Annotated in this window: 15 protein-coding genes; all 15 read left to right on the top strand. The window is 66.1% G+C overall.

Annotation, left to right across the window (positions count from 1 at the left end; genetic code table 11):
- Nucleotides 1–107: 107 nt before the first annotated feature.
- The 15 genes from IB274_RS29090 (at nt 108) to IB274_RS29020 (ending at nt 16152) form a co-directional block, all read left to right on the top strand.
- Complete coding sequence (locus tag IB274_RS29090; protein WP_192436237.1) at nt 108–1727, top strand: methyl-accepting chemotaxis protein; 1620 nt, start codon at nt 108–110, stop codon at nt 1725–1727.
- Nucleotides 1702–2214: a chemotaxis protein CheW gene (locus IB274_RS29085; protein ID WP_192436236.1), complete on the top strand. Its 513-nt coding sequence runs from the start codon at nt 1702–1704 to the stop codon at nt 2212–2214. The genes IB274_RS29090 and IB274_RS29085 overlap by 26 nt, the downstream gene beginning before the upstream one ends.
- Complete coding sequence (locus IB274_RS29080) at nt 2211–3446, top strand: CheR family methyltransferase (RefSeq protein ID WP_192436235.1); 1236 nt, start codon at nt 2211–2213, stop codon at nt 3444–3446. The genes IB274_RS29085 and IB274_RS29080 overlap by 4 nt, the downstream gene beginning before the upstream one ends.
- Nucleotides 3439–4125: a chemotaxis protein CheW gene (locus IB274_RS29075; RefSeq protein WP_192436234.1), complete on the top strand. Its 687-nt coding sequence runs from the start codon at nt 3439–3441 to the stop codon at nt 4123–4125. The genes IB274_RS29080 and IB274_RS29075 overlap by 8 nt, the downstream gene beginning before the upstream one ends.
- On the top strand, nt 4122–6398 hold the full coding sequence (locus tag IB274_RS29070) for a hybrid sensor histidine kinase/response regulator (RefSeq protein WP_192436233.1): 2277 nt from the start codon (nt 4122–4124) through the stop codon (nt 6396–6398). The genes IB274_RS29075 and IB274_RS29070 overlap by 4 nt, the downstream gene beginning before the upstream one ends.
- Complete coding sequence (locus IB274_RS29065; protein WP_192436232.1) at nt 6395–7402, top strand: chemotaxis response regulator protein-glutamate methylesterase; 1008 nt, start codon at nt 6395–6397, stop codon at nt 7400–7402. Before IB274_RS29070 ends, IB274_RS29065 begins: the two co-directional genes overlap by 4 nt.
- 38 nt (nt 7403–7440) lie before the next feature.
- Nucleotides 7441–8451, top strand: coding sequence for a response regulator (locus IB274_RS29060; RefSeq protein ID WP_192436249.1), 1011 nt, complete (start codon nt 7441–7443; stop codon nt 8449–8451).
- Between the two features lie 120 nt (nt 8452–8571).
- Nucleotides 8572–9667 (top strand): peptide chain release factor 2 gene (prfB, locus tag IB274_RS29055; protein ID WP_100227314.1). Its coding sequence is split into 2 segments (ribosomal slippage): nt 8572–8643 and nt 8645–9667, totalling 1095 coding nucleotides; the frame shifts between segments, so codons are not numbered across the junction.
- Nucleotides 9668–9747: 80 nt separating this feature from the next.
- The gene (lysS, locus tag IB274_RS29050; protein WP_192436231.1) at nt 9748–11253 is read left to right on the top strand and encodes a lysine--tRNA ligase; all 1506 of its coding nucleotides are present in this window, start codon (nt 9748–9750) and stop codon (nt 11251–11253) included.
- Between the two features lie 308 nt (nt 11254–11561).
- A complete protein-coding gene (locus tag IB274_RS29045) occupies nt 11562–12278 on the top strand; it encodes a TetR/AcrR family transcriptional regulator (protein WP_192436230.1) in 717 nt (238 codons plus the stop codon).
- 107 nt (nt 12279–12385) lie between these two features.
- A complete protein-coding gene (locus IB274_RS29040; RefSeq protein WP_192436229.1) occupies nt 12386–12949 on the top strand; it encodes a hypothetical protein in 564 nt (187 codons plus the stop codon).
- Nucleotides 12946–14250, top strand: coding sequence for a flavohemoglobin expression-modulating QEGLA motif protein (locus IB274_RS29035; RefSeq protein ID WP_192436228.1), 1305 nt, complete (start codon nt 12946–12948; stop codon nt 14248–14250). Before IB274_RS29040 ends, IB274_RS29035 begins: the two co-directional genes overlap by 4 nt.
- A gap of 89 nt (nt 14251–14339) precedes the next feature.
- Nucleotides 14340–15275, top strand: coding sequence for an alpha/beta hydrolase (locus IB274_RS29030; RefSeq protein WP_192436227.1), 936 nt, complete (start codon nt 14340–14342; stop codon nt 15273–15275).
- On the top strand, nt 15272–15595 hold the full coding sequence (locus IB274_RS29025; RefSeq protein WP_192436226.1) for a hypothetical protein: 324 nt from the start codon (nt 15272–15274) through the stop codon (nt 15593–15595). The genes IB274_RS29030 and IB274_RS29025 overlap by 4 nt, the downstream gene beginning before the upstream one ends.
- A 38-nt stretch (nt 15596–15633) precedes the next feature.
- A complete protein-coding gene (locus IB274_RS29020) occupies nt 15634–16152 on the top strand; it encodes an O-acetyl-ADP-ribose deacetylase (RefSeq protein WP_192436225.1) in 519 nt (172 codons plus the stop codon).
- Nucleotides 16153–16331 lie beyond the last annotated feature (179 nt).

Here is a 16331-nt window from a genome sequence, read left to right as displayed (position 1 = left end):
TACTATATGTCCTATCTTGCTGACGATTTAGTAGGAATTTACATTCGCGCGATTGTCCGCCCGAATCCATCATCCGTCGGCACGCCACACATCTTCTGGGGAACGCTGTGAAGAATTGGACTCTACGCCAACGCATCCTGGCCAGCTTTGCCGTCGTCGTCGCGATCATGCTGCTGATGGTGGTGATTTCCTACACGCGCCTGCTGCGGGTGGAGCACAGCACCCAGCGGGTGAGTCAGGACGCCATGCCCGGCACCTACGCGCTGACCACTGTGCGTTCGGCATGGACCGACAGCATCCTGATGGCCCAGGTGCTGGTCGGCCTGAGTGATGGCAAGCCTCTGGACGATGCCCGTCGCCAGGAATTCCGCGCCAACCATGACGCACTGGTCGAGCGCATCGCTCGTTACGAGCTCACCGTCAATGACCCCCGCGATAAGGAAATGCTCGCTCACTTCAAGCAGCAGGCGAGCCAGTACGACACCTTGCTGGCGCAGGTGCTGCAGCTCTACGGCACTGACCGTGACGGCGCGCGGCGCCTGCTGCTGGAACGCCTGGAGCCGTTGTGGGAAGACGGCCGCAAGACGCTCAACCAGCTGATCTCACTGAACAAGGAAATCGCCGATGCCGCAGCGTCCGACATCGTCGACGAGGTGGCTACTGCCAAGGCGATCATGCTCATTTCTCTGTTACTGGCCATCGTCGCCGCAGCGGTTTGCGGGCTGCTGCTGATGCGCGCCATCACCGAGCCGGTGCGCCAGGTCGTGAAAGGCCTGCAGATCATGGGTAGCGGCGACTTCACCACGCGCCTGGCGATGGAGCGCAACGACGAATTCGCGGTGATCGAGACCGGCTTCAACGGCATGGCCGAAGAGCTCAAGGGCCTGGTATCGCAGGCGCAGCGCTCGGCCATCCAGGTTACTACCTCGGTGACCGAGATTGCCGCCACCTCCAAGCAGCAGCAGGCCACGGCAACCGAAACCGCCGCCACCACCACCGAGATCGGCGCCACCTCGCGGGAAATCGCCGCCACCTCCCGCGACCTGGTGCGCACCATGACCGAGGTGTCCTCGGCCGCCGAGCAGACCTCCACCCTGGCCGGCTCCGGCCAACTGGGCCTGGCGCGCATGGAAGAAACCATGCATCACGTGATGGGGGCGGCCGAGTTGGTCAACGCAAAGTTGGCGATCCTCAACGAGCGCGCCGGCAACATCAACCAGGTGGTGACCACCATCGTCAAGGTGGCCGACCAGACCAACCTGCTCTCGCTCAACGCCGCCATCGAGGCGGAGAAGGCCGGCGAGTACGGCCGCGGTTTCGCCGTGGTCGCCACCGAAGTGCGCCGCCTGGCCGACCAGACCGCCGTGGCCACCTACGACATCGAGCAGATGGTCCGCGAGATCCAGTCCGCTGTGTCCGCCGGCGTGATGGGCATGGACAAGTTCTCCGAGGAGGTGCGTCGCGGCATCTCGGAAGTCGGCCAGGTCGGCGAGCAGCTCTCGCAGATCATCCAGCAGGTGCAGGCGCTGGCGCCGCGTGTGCAGATGGTCAACGAAGGCATGCAGGCCCAGGCCACCGGCGCCGAGCAGATCAACCAGGCGCTGGTGCAGCTCGGCGAGGCCACCGGCCAGACCGTGGAATCCCTGCGCCAGGCGAGCTTCGCCATCGACGAGCTGAACCTCGTGGCCAACGGACTGCGCAATGGCGTCTCCCGCTTCAAGGTCTGACGCCGCCGCGGCGGGCAGGCTTTACCTGCAGTTCCGCCTGGGCGCGGATCGCTATGCGCTGGACGTCCACGACGTCATCGTGGTGCTGCCGGTGCCTGCGCTCAAGCGAGTGCCGCAAGCGCCAGCCTGGGTCGCAGGGCTGTACCCGCACAGCGGCGAACTGCTGCCGGTGCTGGACATGAACCAACTGGCCTTTGGGCACAGCGCGCCGCGTCGCACCAGCACGCGCCTGGTGCTGGTGCGTTACCGCGCCGTAGGCGAGGGCCCGGAGCAGCGGCTTGGGTTGATTCTCGAACAGGCGACCCACACCCTGCGCCGTGATCCTGCAGCCTTCCGTGACTACGAACTCGACAACGGCAGCGCCCGCTACCTCGGCCCTGTGCTGGAAGACGAGCAGGGCCTGCTGCAGCGCGTGGGCGTCGACCAGTTGCTCAGCGATGAAGCCCGCGCGCGCCTTCTGCAGGACGCGGGAGGAGCGCCGGCATGACCGATCCGCGTTTCGCCCAATTGCTCAAGGAGCGTATCGGCCTGGATGCCGAGTCGGTCGGCGACGCCGTGATCGAGCGCGCCGTGCGCCAGCGCTGCAACAAGGTCAGCGCTGGCAACGCCGAGCATTACTGGATGCAACTGCAAGGCTCCGCCGAGGAAATGCAGGCGCTGATCGAGGCGGTGATAGTCCCCGAAACCTGGTTCTTCCGTTACCCCGAATCTTTCGGCGCGTTGGCGGAGCTCGCATCCCGGCGCGTACTGGAGCTGGCCGGCGCCCGGCCGCTGCGCATCCTCAGCCTGCCTTGCTCCACCGGCGAGGAGCCGTACTCCATCGTCATGGCGCTGCTGGATGCGGGGCTCGCGCCGGCCGCCTTCCAGGTCGACGCGCTGGACGTCAGTCGTGCGGTGCTGGAGCGGGCGGAGGAGGGGCGCTACGGGCGCAACTCGTTCCGTGGCGCTAGCCTGGCATTCCGTGACCGTTATTTCAGCGCCGACGGCAATGACTACCAACTGGCCGAGGCGGTGCGGAAAAAGGTTCGTTTGCGCGTCGGCAACCTGCTCGCGCCGGGCCTGCTGGCCAGCGAAGCGCCCTATGACTACGTGTTCTGCCGCAACCTGCTGATCTATTTCGACCGCCCGACCCAGGAGCAGGTGGTGGACGTGCTGCGCCGGCTGGCGCGGCCCGACGGCGTGCTGTTCATCGGGCCGGCCGAGGCAAGCCTGATGTCGCGCATCGGCCTGCGTCCGCTGGGCGTGCCGCAATCCTTCGCCTTCCCCTTGCAGAATGCCGAGCCGGCGCCTCGTGCGGCGCCGCTGAACTGGACGGCTCCGCCGCCGATTCCACGCCCAGCTCCGCCCAAGCCCGCGCCGGTTCGCCCGCGCCCACTGAGCCAGCCGGAGCAACTGCCCGACGCCCCTGCCGGCAACGCGCTGGCGGAGATCGCCCGGCTCGCCAACTCCGGACAGGCCGCCGAAGCGCGCCAACGCTGCGAGACGCTGCTGGCGGAGCAGGGCCCGGACGCTGAAGTCTTCTACTGGCTCGGCCTGCTGGCTGATGCACAGGGGCAAGGCAGCGAGGCCCAGGCTTACTACCGCAAGGCCCTGTACCTGCAACCCGATCACCAGGAAAGCCTGCAACACCTGGCTGCGCTGCTCGCGGCCCAGGGCGACGCAGCCGGCGCCCGCCGTTTGCAGGAGCGCGCTGCGCGAGGAGTGAAGCGCAATGGTTGAACCTGGCTACTCGTCATTTGACGGTGACCTGCCGGCAGTGGACGACTGCTGGAACCGCATCGGCGTACGCGGCGACCGCAGCTGCCCGAAGCTGGCCGAGTACGTCCATTGCCGCAACTGCCCGGTGCACGCCGCTGCGGCCATCAGCCTGCTGGACCGCTACGCGCTGGGCAGCGAAGGCACGCACCTGGCGCCCGTCGAAGTCGCCGAAGCGGCTGCCGAGGATGGCCGCCCGCACCTGATCTTCCGCCTTGGCGATGAGTGGCTGGGCCTGCCCACCCGTGCCCTGGCCGAGGTCGCTCCGGCCTGCATGGTGCATTCCCTGCCACACCAGCGCTCGCCCGCGCTGCTGGGCGTGGCCAACGTGCGCGGCACGCTGGTGGCCTGCATTTCCCTCGGCGAACTGCTCGGCCTCGACAGCCGCGCGGCCGCCCGCGACTCCGCTCGCATCGTGCCGCGCATGCTGATCCTGGCGGCGGTTGGCGGGCCGATCATCTCTCCGGTAGACGAGGTCGAAGGCATTCATGAGCTGGACGAGAAGGCCATCGTCGAAGCCTCGTCCCAGAGCCACGCCGCCAACGATCGCTTCACCCGTGGAGTGATGCAGTGGCGCACCCGCAGCATCCGCCTGCTCGACCAGCAAGCCCTGCTCGACGCCGCCACCCGGAGCCTCGCATGACCCCGGACCAGATGAAGGACGCGTCGATGCTGGAGCTGTTCCGCCTGGAGGCGGAGGCCCAGACGCAGGTGCTGGTGCAGGGCTTGATGACGCTGGAGCGCAACCCGACCCAGGCCGACCAGCTTGAAGCCTGCATGCGCGCTGCGCACTCGCTCAAGGGCGCGGCACGGATCGTCGGGCTGGATGCCGGCGTACAGGTCGCCCATGTGATGGAGGATTGCCTGGTCGGCGCCCAGGAGGGCCGCCTGCTGCTGACCTCCGGGCATATCGACGCGTTGCTGGCCGGCACCGATATCCTCCTGCACATCGCCGATGCCCAGCCCGAGCGCGCCGAGCAGGCCCAGCAGGGCGTGCCGGCCATGGTCGAGCGCCTGCAGTCGCTGGTTTCCGGAAAGGCGCCCGCAGCGCCCGTTTCCGCCCCTGTCGAACCGGCTCCGGTGGTCAGTGAACCGCCTGCGCCGCCTTCCGCTCCCGCTGCTGCGGCCGAGCCTGCGCCCCGTCGTCGCTCCAGCGACAGCGATGAAGCCGGCGAGCGCGTGTTGCGGGTGACCGCCGAGCGCCTGAACCAGTTGCTCGACTATTCCAGCAAGTCGCTGGTGGAATCCCAGCGCCTGAAGCCGCTGCTCGATTCGCTGCAGCGCCTCAAGCGCATCCAGGCCAGCGCCAGTCGCGTGCTGGATGGCGCCCGCGATGCGGCAAGTACCGCCAATCTCGATGCCGAGGCGCAGGCCTACCTGGCCGACGCGCGCCGTCTGGTCGGCGAGTGCCAGCAACTGCTCAGCGAGCAGATCGCCGAGCTGGACGAATTCAGTTTCAAGGCCGGCCAGCGCGCCCAGTCGCTCTACGACACCGCGCTGTCCTGCCGTATGCGACCGTTCTCCGACGTGCTGTCCGGGCAGGCGCGGATGGTCCGTGACCTCGGCCGCTCGCTGGGCAAGACCGTGCGCCTGGAGGTGCAAGGCGCCACGACCCAGGTCGACCGTGACGTACTCGAGAAGCTCGAGGCTCCGCTCACCCATTTGCTGCGCAACGCTGTCGACCATGGCATCGAAGCCGCCGACGTGCGCGCACGCAACGGCAAGCCGGAGGAGGGCAGCATCCAGCTGCTGGCCCGGCACCATGCCGGCATGCTGGTGCTGGAGCTGCAGGATGATGGCGGCGGCGTCGATCTCGACCGCCTGCGCACGGCCATCGTGCGCCGCCAGCTGTCCACCGAAGAAACCGTGGCGCGCCTCACCGAGGACGAGCTGCTGAGCTTCCTGTTCCTGCCCGGCTTCAGCATGCGCGAGCAGGTCACCGAGGTGTCCGGTCGCGGCGTCGGCCTGGATGCCGTGCAGCACATGGTTCGCCTGCTGCGCGGTGGCATCCGCATGGAGCAGGTAAGCGGGCAGGGCGCGCGTTTCCACCTGGAAGTGCCGCTGACGCTGTCGGTGGTGCGCAGCCTGGTCGTCACCATCGGTGGTGAGGCCTATGCCTTCCCGCTGGCGCACATCGAACGCATGCGCCGCCTGGCACCGGACGAAATCGTCCAGCTCGAAGGCCGCCAGCAGTTCTGGCACGAGGGCCGGCACGTCGGCCTGGTGTCCGCCAGCCAGCTGTTGCAGCGCCCCGACGGCGAAGCCGCGACGGACGAAATACCGGTGGTGGTGATCCGCGAGCGGGACAGTGCCTACGGCGTGGCAGTGGAGAAATTCATCGGCGAGCGCACCCTGGTGGTGGTGCCGCTGGATGCCCGGCTGGGCAAGGTGCAGGACGTTTCCGCCGGCGCGCTGCTGGATGACGGCACGCCGGTGCTGATCCTCGACGTCGAGGACATGCTGCGCTCGGTGGAGAAGCTGCTGGCCACCGGCCGCCTGGAACGCATCGACCCCACCGGCCGCCTCCTGGGCCCGGCGCGCAAGCGCGTGCTGGTGGTGGACGACTCGCTCACTGTGCGCGAGCTGGAGCGCAAGCTGCTGCTGGGCCGCGGCTACGACGTGGCGGTGGCGGTGGACGGCATGGACGGCTGGAACGCCCTGCGCTCGGAGCACTTCGACCTGGTCATCACCGACATCGACATGCCGCGCATGGATGGCATCGAACTGGTGACCCTGATCCGCCGCGACACCCGCCTGCAATCGCTGCCGGTGATGGTGGTGTCCTACAAGGACCGCGAAGAAGACCGTCGACGCGGCCTGGATGCCGGCGCCGACTATTATCTGGCCAAGGCCAGCTTCCATGACGAGGCCCTGCTGGACGCGGTGGTCGACCTGATCGGAGGAGCGCACGGGTGAGGATAGGGATAGTCAACGACATGCCCCTGGCGGTGGAGGCGATGCGCCGGGCGCTGGCCCTGGAGCCGGCGCACCGTATCGTCTGGGTCGCCGCCAATGGCGCCGAGGCGCTGGAGATGTGCGCCGCGCACAAGCCCGACGTGATCCTCATGGATCTGCTGATGCCGGTGATGGATGGTGTCGAGGCGACCCGCCGGATCATGGCCCAGAGCCCCTGTGCGATCATCGTCGTGACGGTGGACCTGGAGCGCAACATGAGCCGCGTGTTCGACGCCATGGGCAATGGCGCGGTGGACGCGGTGAACACCCCGGTCATGGGCACCGGCGACGCCGCCGAAGCGGCCCGCCCGCTGTTGCGCAAGCTGCAGAACCTGGCGTGGCTCAATGCCCCGCGTGACAGCCGCCCGGCCATCAGCGCAGTGCCGGCGCGCAAGAGCAGCGGCGCGCGCAAGCTGATCGCCATCGGCTCCTCGGCCGGCGGTCCGGCGGCGTTGGCCGATCTGTTCGCCCGCCTGCCGGAAGATTTCCCCGCCGCCATCGTGGTCGTCCAGCACGTGGACGAAGTCTTCGCCGCCGGCATGGCCGAATGGCTCTCGACCCAGTCGAAGATTCCCGTGCGCCTGGCGCGCAACGGCGAGCCGCCGCAGCCGGGCTGCGTGCTGCTGGCCGGTACCAACCACCATATCCGCCTGCTCAAGGGCGGCGAGCTGGCCTATACCGCTGAGCCCAGCAGCCACATTTACCGGCCGTCCATCGACGTGTTCTTCGACAGCGTGGCCGAGCACTGGAGCGGCGATGCCGTCGGCGTACTGCTCACCGGCATGGGCCGGGACGGCGCCGAAGGCCTGAAACACATGCGTGAGCGCGGTTTCCTGACCCTGGCCCAGGATCAGGAGAGCAGTGCCGTGTACGGTATGCCCAAGGCCGCTGCGGCGATAGGCGCCGCGGTGGAGATCCGTCCCCTGGGCGATATCGCCCGCAGACTCGCTGAGGTCTGCGCCTGAGCGCGGGCTACGGAGCTGATTGCATGAACCCCATATCCATGAACTCAAGCCAGAGTGACTACCCCGTGACGACCCCAGGCGATACCGCAGTCATGGTGCTGCTGGTGGACGACCAGCCAATGATCGGTGAAGCCGTGCGCCGCGCGCTGGCGGACGCCCCTGGCATCGACTTCCACTTCTGCTCCGATCCCCACCAGGCCATCGCCCTGGCGATCCAGATCAAGCCCACGGTGATCCTCCAGGACCTGGTGATGCCCGGCGCCGACGGTCTCTCGCTGGTGCGTGAGTACCGCGCCAACCCGGCCACCCGCGACCTCCCGATCATCGTACTGTCGACCAAGGAGGACCCGGCGGTGAAGAGCGCGGCGTTCAGCGCAGGCGCCAACGATTATCTGGTCAAGCTGCCCGATGCCATCGAGCTGATTGCGCGAGTGCGCTACCACTCGCGCTCCTACCTCGCACTGCAGCAGCGCGACGAGGCCTACCGCGCTTTGCGCGAGAGCCAGCAGCAACTGCTGGAAACCAACCTGGTGCTGCAGCGGCTGATGAACTCCGACGGCCTCACCGGGCTGTCCAACCGCCGGCACTTCGACGAGTACCTGGAAATGGAGTGGCGCCGCTGCCTGCGCGAGCAGACCCAGCTGTCGATCCTGTTGATCGACGTGGACCACTTCAAGGCCTACAACGACACCTTCGGCCACGTGCAGGGCGACGAGGCGCTGCGCCAGGTCGCCGGGGCGATCCGCGCCAGCGCCAGCCGCCCCTCGGACCTGCCGGCGCGCTATGGCGGCGAGGAGTTCGTCATGGTCCTGCCCAACACCTCGCCCGGCGGCGCGCGGCTGTTGGCGGAGAAGCTGCGGCGCCTGGTGCAGGATCTGAATATCCGCCACGAGCTGCCGATACCCGGTTCGTCGCTGACCATCAGCATCGGCGTGGCGACCCTGATCCCCCAGGCCGGGCAGACTTGCCGCCAGCTCATCGAACTGGCCGACCAGGCGCTCTACAACGCCAAGCATGGTGGGCGCAACCAGGTGGCCATCGCCGGCTGAGCCAACGGGGAAGGGCGCCGGGCGGGCGGTGGCGATCTGTCGTAAACCTTTTTAGGGGCGACACAGTTCACGTATACTTGCCGGCTTTTCTACGCCCTTTACCCGTGAGAGATGCCCGCCATGGAAATCCAACCGATCCTCAACAGCATCAAGGACCTCTCCGACCGTACCCATTCGATTCGGGGGTATCTTTGACTACGATCTGAAACATGATCGTCTGATCGAAGTAAACCGCGAACTGGAAGACCCGGCGGTCTGGAACAAGCCCGAGTACGCCCAGAACCTGGGGCGTGAGCGCGCCATGCTGGCGCAGATCGTCGAGACCCTCGACGAGCTCACCGGCGGTTTGGCCGACTCCCGTGACCTGCTCGACATGGCAGTCGAGGAAAACGACGAAGGCGCCGTTGGCGACGTCGAAGCCGAAGTCCAGCGCCTGCGCGAAATCCTCGAGAAGCTCGAGTTCCGCCGCATGTTCAGCGGCGAGATGGACCCCAACAACGCCTACCTGGACATCCAGGCCGGCTCCGGCGGCACCGAAGCCCAGGACTGGGCCAACATGCTGCTGCGCATGTACCTGCGCTGGGCGGACAAGAATGGCTTCGACGCCGAGATCGTCGAGCTGTCCGAGGGCGAAGTCGCCGGCATCAAGGGCGCCACCGTGCACATCAAGGGCGAATACGCCTTTGGCTGGCTGCGCACCGAGATCGGCGTGCACCGCCTGGTGCGCAAGAGCCCGTTCGACTCCGGCAACCGTCGCCACACCTCGTTCACCGCGGTGTTCGTGTCGCCGGAAATCGACGACAACATCGAGATCGAGATCAACCCGGCCGACCTGCGCATCGACACCTACCGCTCCTCCGGCGCGGGCGGCCAGCACGTGAACACCACCGACTCCGCGGTGCGTATCACCCACGTGCCGACCAACACCGTGGTGGCGTGCCAGAACGAACGCTCCCAGCACGCCAACAAGGACACCGCCATGAAGATGCTGCGGGCCCGGTTGTACGAGCAGGAGATGCAGAAGCGCACCGCCGCCTCGCAGGCGCTGGAAGACACCAAGTCCGATATCGGCTGGGGTCACCAGATTCGTTCCTACGTGCTCGACCAGTCGCGCATCAAGGACCTGCGTACCGGCGTGGAACGCAGCGATTGCGACAAGGTGCTCGACGGTGACCTCAATGAATACCTGGAAGCCAGCCTGAAACAAGGCCTGTAACAGCATCCCTGCGGACGGGCCGCGTGGCCCGCTCCCGCCAGTAACCCCTATTGATCAAGACGCCAGGCAGATAGACGACCATGAGCGACCAACAACTCGACGCTACCGAACTGCAACAGGAAGAAAACAAGCTGATCGCCCAGCGCAAGGAAAAGCTTGCCGCCGTGCGTGAAGCCAAGGCCATCGCCTTCCCCAACGACTTCCGCCGCGAGAACTACTTCGCGGACCTGCAGAAACAGTACGAAACCGCGACCAAGGAAGAGCTGGAAGCAGCTGCCATCCCGGTCAAGGTTGCCGGTCGCATCATGCTCAATCGCGGCTCCTTCATTGTCCTGCAGGACAGCAGCGGCCGTCTGCAGGTCTACGTGAACCGCAAGACGCTGCCCGAAGAGACTCTGGCCGAGATCAAGACCTGGGACCTGGGCGACATCATCGGCGCCGAAGGCACCCTGGCCCGCTCGGGCAAGGGCGACCTGTACGTCGAGATGACCAACGTGCGCCTGCTGACCAAGTCGCTGCGCCCGCTGCCGGACAAGCACCACGGCCTGACCGACACCGAGCAGCGCTACCGCCAGCGCTACGTCGACCTGATCGTCAACGAGGAAACCCGCCACACCTTCCGCGTGCGCTCGCAGGTCATCGCCCACATCCGTCGGTTCCTCTCCGATCGCGGCTTCCTCGAAGTGGAAACCCCGATGTTGCAGACCATCCCCGGCGGCGCGGCGGCCAAGCCCTTCGAAACCCACCACAACGCGTTGGACATGGCCATGTTCCTGCGTATCGCCCCGGAGCTGTACCTCAAGCGCCTGGTGGTCGGTGGCTTCGAGAAGGTCTTCGAGATCAACCGCAACTTCCGTAACGAAGGCGTTTCGACCCGGCACAATCCCGAGTTCACCATGCTCGAGTTCTACCAGGCCTACGCCGACTACGAAGACAACATGGACCTGACCGAGGAGCTGTTCCGCGAGCTGGCCCAGGCCGTGCTCGGCAGCACCGACGTGCCCTACGGCGACAAGGTCTTCCACTTCGGTGAACCGTTCGCCCGTCTGTCCGTGTTCGACGCCATCCTCAAGTACAACCCGGAACTCACCGCGGCTGACCTGACCGACCTGGAGAAGGCCCGCGCCATCGCCAAGAAAGCCGGCGCAAAGGTTCTCGGCCACGAAGGCCTGGGCAAGCTGCAGGTGATGATTTTCGAAGAACTGGTCGAGCACAAGCTGGAGCAGCCGCACTTCATTACCCAGTATCCGTTCGAAGTGTCCCCGCTGGCGCGCCGCAACGACAACGACCCGAGCGTCACCGACCGCTTCGAGCTGTTCATTGGTGGCCGCGAGATCGCCAACGCCTACTCCGAGCTCAACGACGCCGAAGACCAGGCCGAGCGCTTCATGCTGCAGGTCAAGGAGAAGGACGCCGGTGATGACGAGGCGATGCACTTCGACGCCGACTTCGTCAACGCGCTCGAATACGGCATGCCGCCCACCGCTGGCGAAGGCATCGGCATCGACCGCCTGGTGATGCTGCTGACCAACTCGCCGTCGATCCGCGACGTCATCCTCTTCCCGCACATGCGCCCGCAGGCGTAAGCGCAGGAACAGGAGAGAAAGGCCGCCCTCGGGGCGGCCTTTTTCATTTCTGCGGCTGACAGATTCTCCAGGAGCGAGCAAGCTCGCTCCTGGAGAATCGGACGGTATACCATCCGACGAAATGCACGCCTCCTGCCGTGGCTCGGCCACGCTGTGGCACGTCTCACTCCCAGGCCTGATTCCCAGCCGCCTGATCTGCCTCGAGGCCCGCTCTGTGCGCCGCTGTCGCAGCTGCAAGGCGGCAATTGTTTTCCCACAGAAAAGCTCGAACAATGAGCCATCAGGTCGCGCCGCCGGAGGTAATGCCAGTGACCCAAGTTTCCCCGCGAGACAGCGCCGCGCAAGTCGCCAGCGCCATCGCAGAAAGTGTCAAATACCAGGGCCGCAAGGCCAGCCGCCAGGGCAGCGAGCAACGCCGCCAGGCGATTCTCGACGCCGCGCTGCGGATCATCGTGCGCGATGGCGTCCGCGCTGTGCGCCACCGCGCCGTGGCCGCCGAGGCCGGTGTGCCGCTATCGGCCACCACTTACTACTTCAAGGACATCCAGGACCTCATCACCGACACCTTCGCGCTCTTCGTTGAACGCAGCGCCGAAGCGCTGTCGACCTTCTGGACCAGCGTGGAAGGCGACCTCCAGGCCATGGCTGCCGGCCTCGGGCAGGACGACCCGCAGGCGCGCCGGGAGCTGACCGCCAATATCGTCGAACTGGCGATCCAGTACGTCATGGTCCAGCTAAACGAGCGCCGCGAGCACCTGCTGGCCGAACAGGCGTTCCGCCAGGAGGCGTTGCTCAACCCCAGCCTCAGCGATCTGGCGCAGCGCCATCGGCGGATTCTTTCCCTGGGCGTGGTGCATTTCTTCGAAGTGCTCGGTTCAAAGCAGCCCGAGCAGGATGCCCGGGTGTTGACGGCCATCATCCTGCAGATGGAGTATCAGGGCCTGCTGGACGGGGCTGACCACCTGCAGATCGAGGAAATGCGTGCCATCCTTAGCCGCTATCTCGACCTGGTGATGGGCCTGTAGCCCCGGCTGCTGCATTCCAACCCCGCCATCCGGCGGGGTTTTCGTGTCGGAATTCCGAGTGCCCGCGCCTGTCGCATGGGAGGGCATACGGATCTAAGGAGGGCGTGATGAAAGTCTGGCGTGCACTGCTGCTGTTGAGCATCGGCCTGCTCAGTGGCTGTCTGGTGACGTTCAAGGACCCGATTCCGGCCAACGAGCCCGCGCCGGCTCACCTGCTGGGCCAGTGGTCGCGTGTGGACGAGTACGGCGAGGAGCAGTTCCTCGAAGTCACCCGCTCCGGCTCCAACCTCTACCGCGCTCTGAGCTACGTCGATAGCAAGGACAACACCGATAGCGTCGAGGACTTCGGCTTCACCGTCGCCCACCACGGCAAGCGCTGGTACCTGTCGGCCGGTTTGCCGAAAAGCATGGGCGGTAACTTCGCCCTGGCCGGCTTCGAGATCACCGACAAGGACGAACTGGTGATCTATAACCTGGATGTCGAGCACATCCTGCAGGACATGAAGGAAGGCACGCTCAAGGGCGAGAAGGTCGACACCGAACAGGGTGCCGGCGCGCTGGTGAGCAGCCAGTTGCCCGAGGTGATCGCCTACCTCAACGATCCGGCCAACTCCGACGTGTTCATCGAAGCGCTGCGCTTTTCGCGCGTGACCCCGGGAGAAAAGCAATGACCCCACGGCGCAAGAGGTCCACGCCCAACGAGTACCAGCAGATCATCCGCGGCCTGTCCGACCGCATCGTCGAGGCGCAGACGCCGATCCGCGTGCTCGACGCCATCAAGTGGGATGACGGCATTCGCGACGATTTCCTCAAGGGCCGCGGCAAGCACGCGCCCAAGGTCGACCGCGTCTACTATGACGGCCGCCCGCTGTCCTTCGACAGCAGTGCGAAGAAGCAGGAATTCCAGAACATCGAGCGCGACATCACCCGCCACCTGGGCCAATTCAACCCGGTCGGGCAGATCATGCGGCGCATGTGCAAGGAATACCGCATGGTCATCCGCATGCTCGAAGCGCGCGGCACCCAGGACTTTGGTCTGATCTCCCAAGAGCTCTACGGCTCGGCCTCCGACGCCTTTCATGCCGGCGACCCGACCCTGGCCGACCTGGGCTTGATGCTGTCGGACTACCTGAATAACATCGCCGACCGTGGCGATCTCAAGGACGAACCCAAGACCCTCACCGCCAGCGACGCGGTGAAGATGCTACAGGAGCGCCTGAACAAGGTGTTCGACGGCAAGGAAGACACCATCCGCGTCTTCGAGTCCGACGGCATCGTCGCCGACGCCGCGGCTGGCGCCGACTACATCAAGGTGCGCGCCGACGCCATGTTCAACGAGCGCGACGTGCGCGCGCTGGAAGTCCACGAAGGCCTGGTGCACGTCGGCACCACGCTCAATGGCCTCAACCAGCCGATCTGCACCTTCCTCGCCAAGGGGCCGCCGTCCTCCACCGTGACCCAGGAAGGCCTGGCGATCCTGATGGAAGTGATCGCCTTCGCCTCCTACCCGACGCGCCTGCGCAAGCTCACCAACCGCACCCGCGCCATCCACATGGCCGAAGAGGGCGCAGACTTCCTCGAGGTGTTCCACTTCTACCGCGAGCAGAACTACAGCGTGGAGAGCAGCTACCAGAACGCCAGCCGCGTGTTCCGTGGCTCGACCCCGGTCGGCCTGCCGTTCACCAAGGACCTGTCGTACCTAAAGGGCTTCATCCTGATCTACAACTACATCCAGCTCGCCGTGCGCAAGGGCAAGCTGGAGCAGATCCCGCTGCTGTTCTGCGGCAAGGCCACCCTGGAAGACATGCGCACCCTGCGCCAGTTGGTGGACGAGGGCCTGGTAGTGCCGCCCAAGTACCTGCCGCCGCAGTTCCGCGATCTCAACGCGCTCTCGGCGTGGATGTGCTTCTCCAACTTCCTCAACCACCTCAGCCTCGACCGCATCGAGGCGGATTACGCCAATATCCTCTAACCAGTCGGTCACCGTGTAGTAAGCGGGCCATGCCTGCGATCGCGCCCATGGGGCGCTCCTACAGGTCAGTTTCCAAGGATGACTTGCCGATGATCCGTTGCTTCAAGGCCGCCGCTCTCACGCTGCTTTTCACACTCGGCGGTTGCAGCTCCCTGCTGTTCTACCCCAGCGACGATGTCGCCATCACCCCGGCTCGGGCCAAGCTCGACTACCGCGACGTCACCCTGACCACTGCCGATGGCGTGAAGCTCGCCGGCTGGTGGCTGCCAGCGAAGGCGGGCGTTCCGGTGAAGGGCACCGTGCTGCACTTGCACGGCAACGGCGGCAACATGGCGTGGCACTTGGGCGGCGCCTACTGGCTGCCGGAGCAGGGCTACCAGGTGCTGATGGTGGATTACCGCGGCTACGGGCATTCCGAGGGTGAACCGAGCCTGCCGGCGATCTACCAGGATATCGATGCTGCCTTCGCCTGGCTGGACAAGGCGCCGGAAGTGCAGGGCAAGCCGGTGATCCTGCTCGGCCAGAGCCTGGGCGGCGCCATGGCCGTGCACTACCTGGGCCTGCACCCGGAGCGGCAGAAGCAATTGCACGCGGTGGTGCTCGATGGTGTTCCGGCCAGCTACCGCGACGTGGCGCGATACACGCTTTCCACCAGCTGGTTGACCTGGCCGCTGCAGGTTCCGTTGTCCTGGCTGGTGCCCGACGGCGACAGCGCGATCCGCTCCATGCCGCGACTTTCTGGCGCACCCGTGCTGCTCTTCCACAGCATCGACGATACCATTGTGCCCCTGGCCAACGGCCTGAACCTCTACAAGGCCAAGCAGCCGCCCAAGGTCTTCCAGCTGACGCGCGGCAACCACGTGGAAACCTTCGGCGAACCCGTGTGGCGCGAAGTGATGCTGCGCTTCCTCGACGATCCGCAGCACTTCACCGGTCTGCGTCGCCTGGCTGAAGTCCCGAACTATCCTTCTCCGGCGAAGCCGCAGGCATCGCAGGCAGACCCGAAACAACAAGGCAACCCATGAACGAGCGCAACCCGATCCCCTATATCCTCACCGTCATCGCCACCATCTTCGTCTCGGTCGGCACGCTCTGGTACTACGGCTACCTGCACTTCGCCAAGCCCGAGGACGCACTGGAGCTGACACAGTTCACCATGCTCAAAAGCATCCCCGGCCAGGACACCAAGCTCTCCCTGGACCCGGCCGACCAGCAAGCGCAGTGCATCGACGGCGTGCTGGTGATGTTCGACATGAGCCAGAAGGGGCTGACCGGCGTGCTGGTCGACGGCCGCAAGCGCGCCGTGCGCTGCATGGGCGAGCAGACCCCGCAAGAGGTCAAGTGACGGCGAGCCCGCCGTCGCAGGCCAAGGGAGCAAGCACCATGAGTCATCCCGAAATCCGCGTCTGGCAGGGCGATATCACCCGTCTCGATGTCGATGCCATCGTCAACGCTGCCAACAGCTCGCTGCTGGGTGGCGGGGGCGTCGACGGCGCCATCCACCGGGCTGCCGGACCGGACCTGGTCCACGCCTGCCGCCCGCTCGGTGGCTGCAAGACCGGCCAGGCGAAGCTCACCGCAGGCTTTCGCCTCCCGGCGCGCTTCGTCATCCACACCGTCGGGCCGGTCTGGCGCGGGGGTGAGCATGGCGAGCCGGAGCTGCTCGCCCAGTGCTACCGCAATAGCCTGCAATTGGCCGAGGACAAGGGCCTCGCCAGCGTCGCCTTTCCCGCTATCAGCACCGGCATCTACGGCTATCCCGCCGAGCCGGCGGCGCAGGTCGCAGTGGACGAGCTGCGTCGGCCACGCGGGGAGGGGAGTTCGTTGAGGGAACTGGTGCTGGTGCCATTCTCGGCGGAGATGGCGGAGCTCTACCTCCGCCTGCTCGCCTACGTACGGTAGGCCCGCAGGGGCTAAGGGAACTCCTGCGCGGCAATGGGTACGCGAGCCAACTCGCTTGTATGGCGTTAGGGTAGGAACCTGTCGGGGGTGGAGGGACAAGACCCGCTTCTGCAAGCCAGACGGTAGGAGACTTCCCCCACCCACGCGCTCACGACAAGCGCCGATAAGGAATCCATCGG

It is taken from the genome of Pseudomonas sp. PDM18 (assembly GCF_014852585.1).
Lineage (GTDB): Bacteria > Pseudomonadota > Gammaproteobacteria > Pseudomonadales > Pseudomonadaceae > Pseudomonas.
This window is presented reverse-complemented; position numbering and strand designations above follow the sequence as displayed.

Excerpts from the sequence above, each read along its gene's own strand:
- IB274_RS29085 (WP_192436236.1), top strand. The coding sequence starts at position 1,702 with ATGGCGTCTCCCGCTTCAAGGTCTGACGCCGCCGCGGCGGGCAGGCTT.
- IB274_RS29080 (WP_192436235.1), top strand. The coding sequence starts at position 2,211 with ATGACCGATCCGCGTTTCGCCCAATTGCTCAAGGAGCGTATCGGCCTG.
- IB274_RS29075 (WP_192436234.1), top strand. The coding sequence starts at position 3,439 with ATGGTTGAACCTGGCTACTCGTCATTTGACGGTGACCTGCCGGCAGTG.
- IB274_RS29070 (WP_192436233.1), top strand. The coding sequence starts at position 4,122 with ATGACCCCGGACCAGATGAAGGACGCGTCGATGCTGGAGCTGTTCCGC.
- IB274_RS29060 (WP_192436249.1), top strand. The coding sequence starts at position 7,441 with ATGAACTCAAGCCAGAGTGACTACCCCGTGACGACCCCAGGCGATACC.
- lysS (WP_192436231.1), top strand. The coding sequence starts at position 9,748 with ATGAGCGACCAACAACTCGACGCTACCGAACTGCAACAGGAAGAAAAC.
- IB274_RS29040 (WP_192436229.1), top strand. The coding sequence starts at position 12,386 with ATGAAAGTCTGGCGTGCACTGCTGCTGTTGAGCATCGGCCTGCTCAGT.
- IB274_RS29035 (WP_192436228.1), top strand. The coding sequence starts at position 12,946 with ATGACCCCACGGCGCAAGAGGTCCACGCCCAACGAGTACCAGCAGATC.
- IB274_RS29030 (WP_192436227.1), top strand. The coding sequence starts at position 14,340 with ATGATCCGTTGCTTCAAGGCCGCCGCTCTCACGCTGCTTTTCACACTC.
- IB274_RS29025 (WP_192436226.1), top strand. The coding sequence starts at position 15,272 with ATGAACGAGCGCAACCCGATCCCCTATATCCTCACCGTCATCGCCACC.
- IB274_RS29020 (WP_192436225.1), top strand. The coding sequence starts at position 15,634 with ATGAGTCATCCCGAAATCCGCGTCTGGCAGGGCGATATCACCCGTCTC.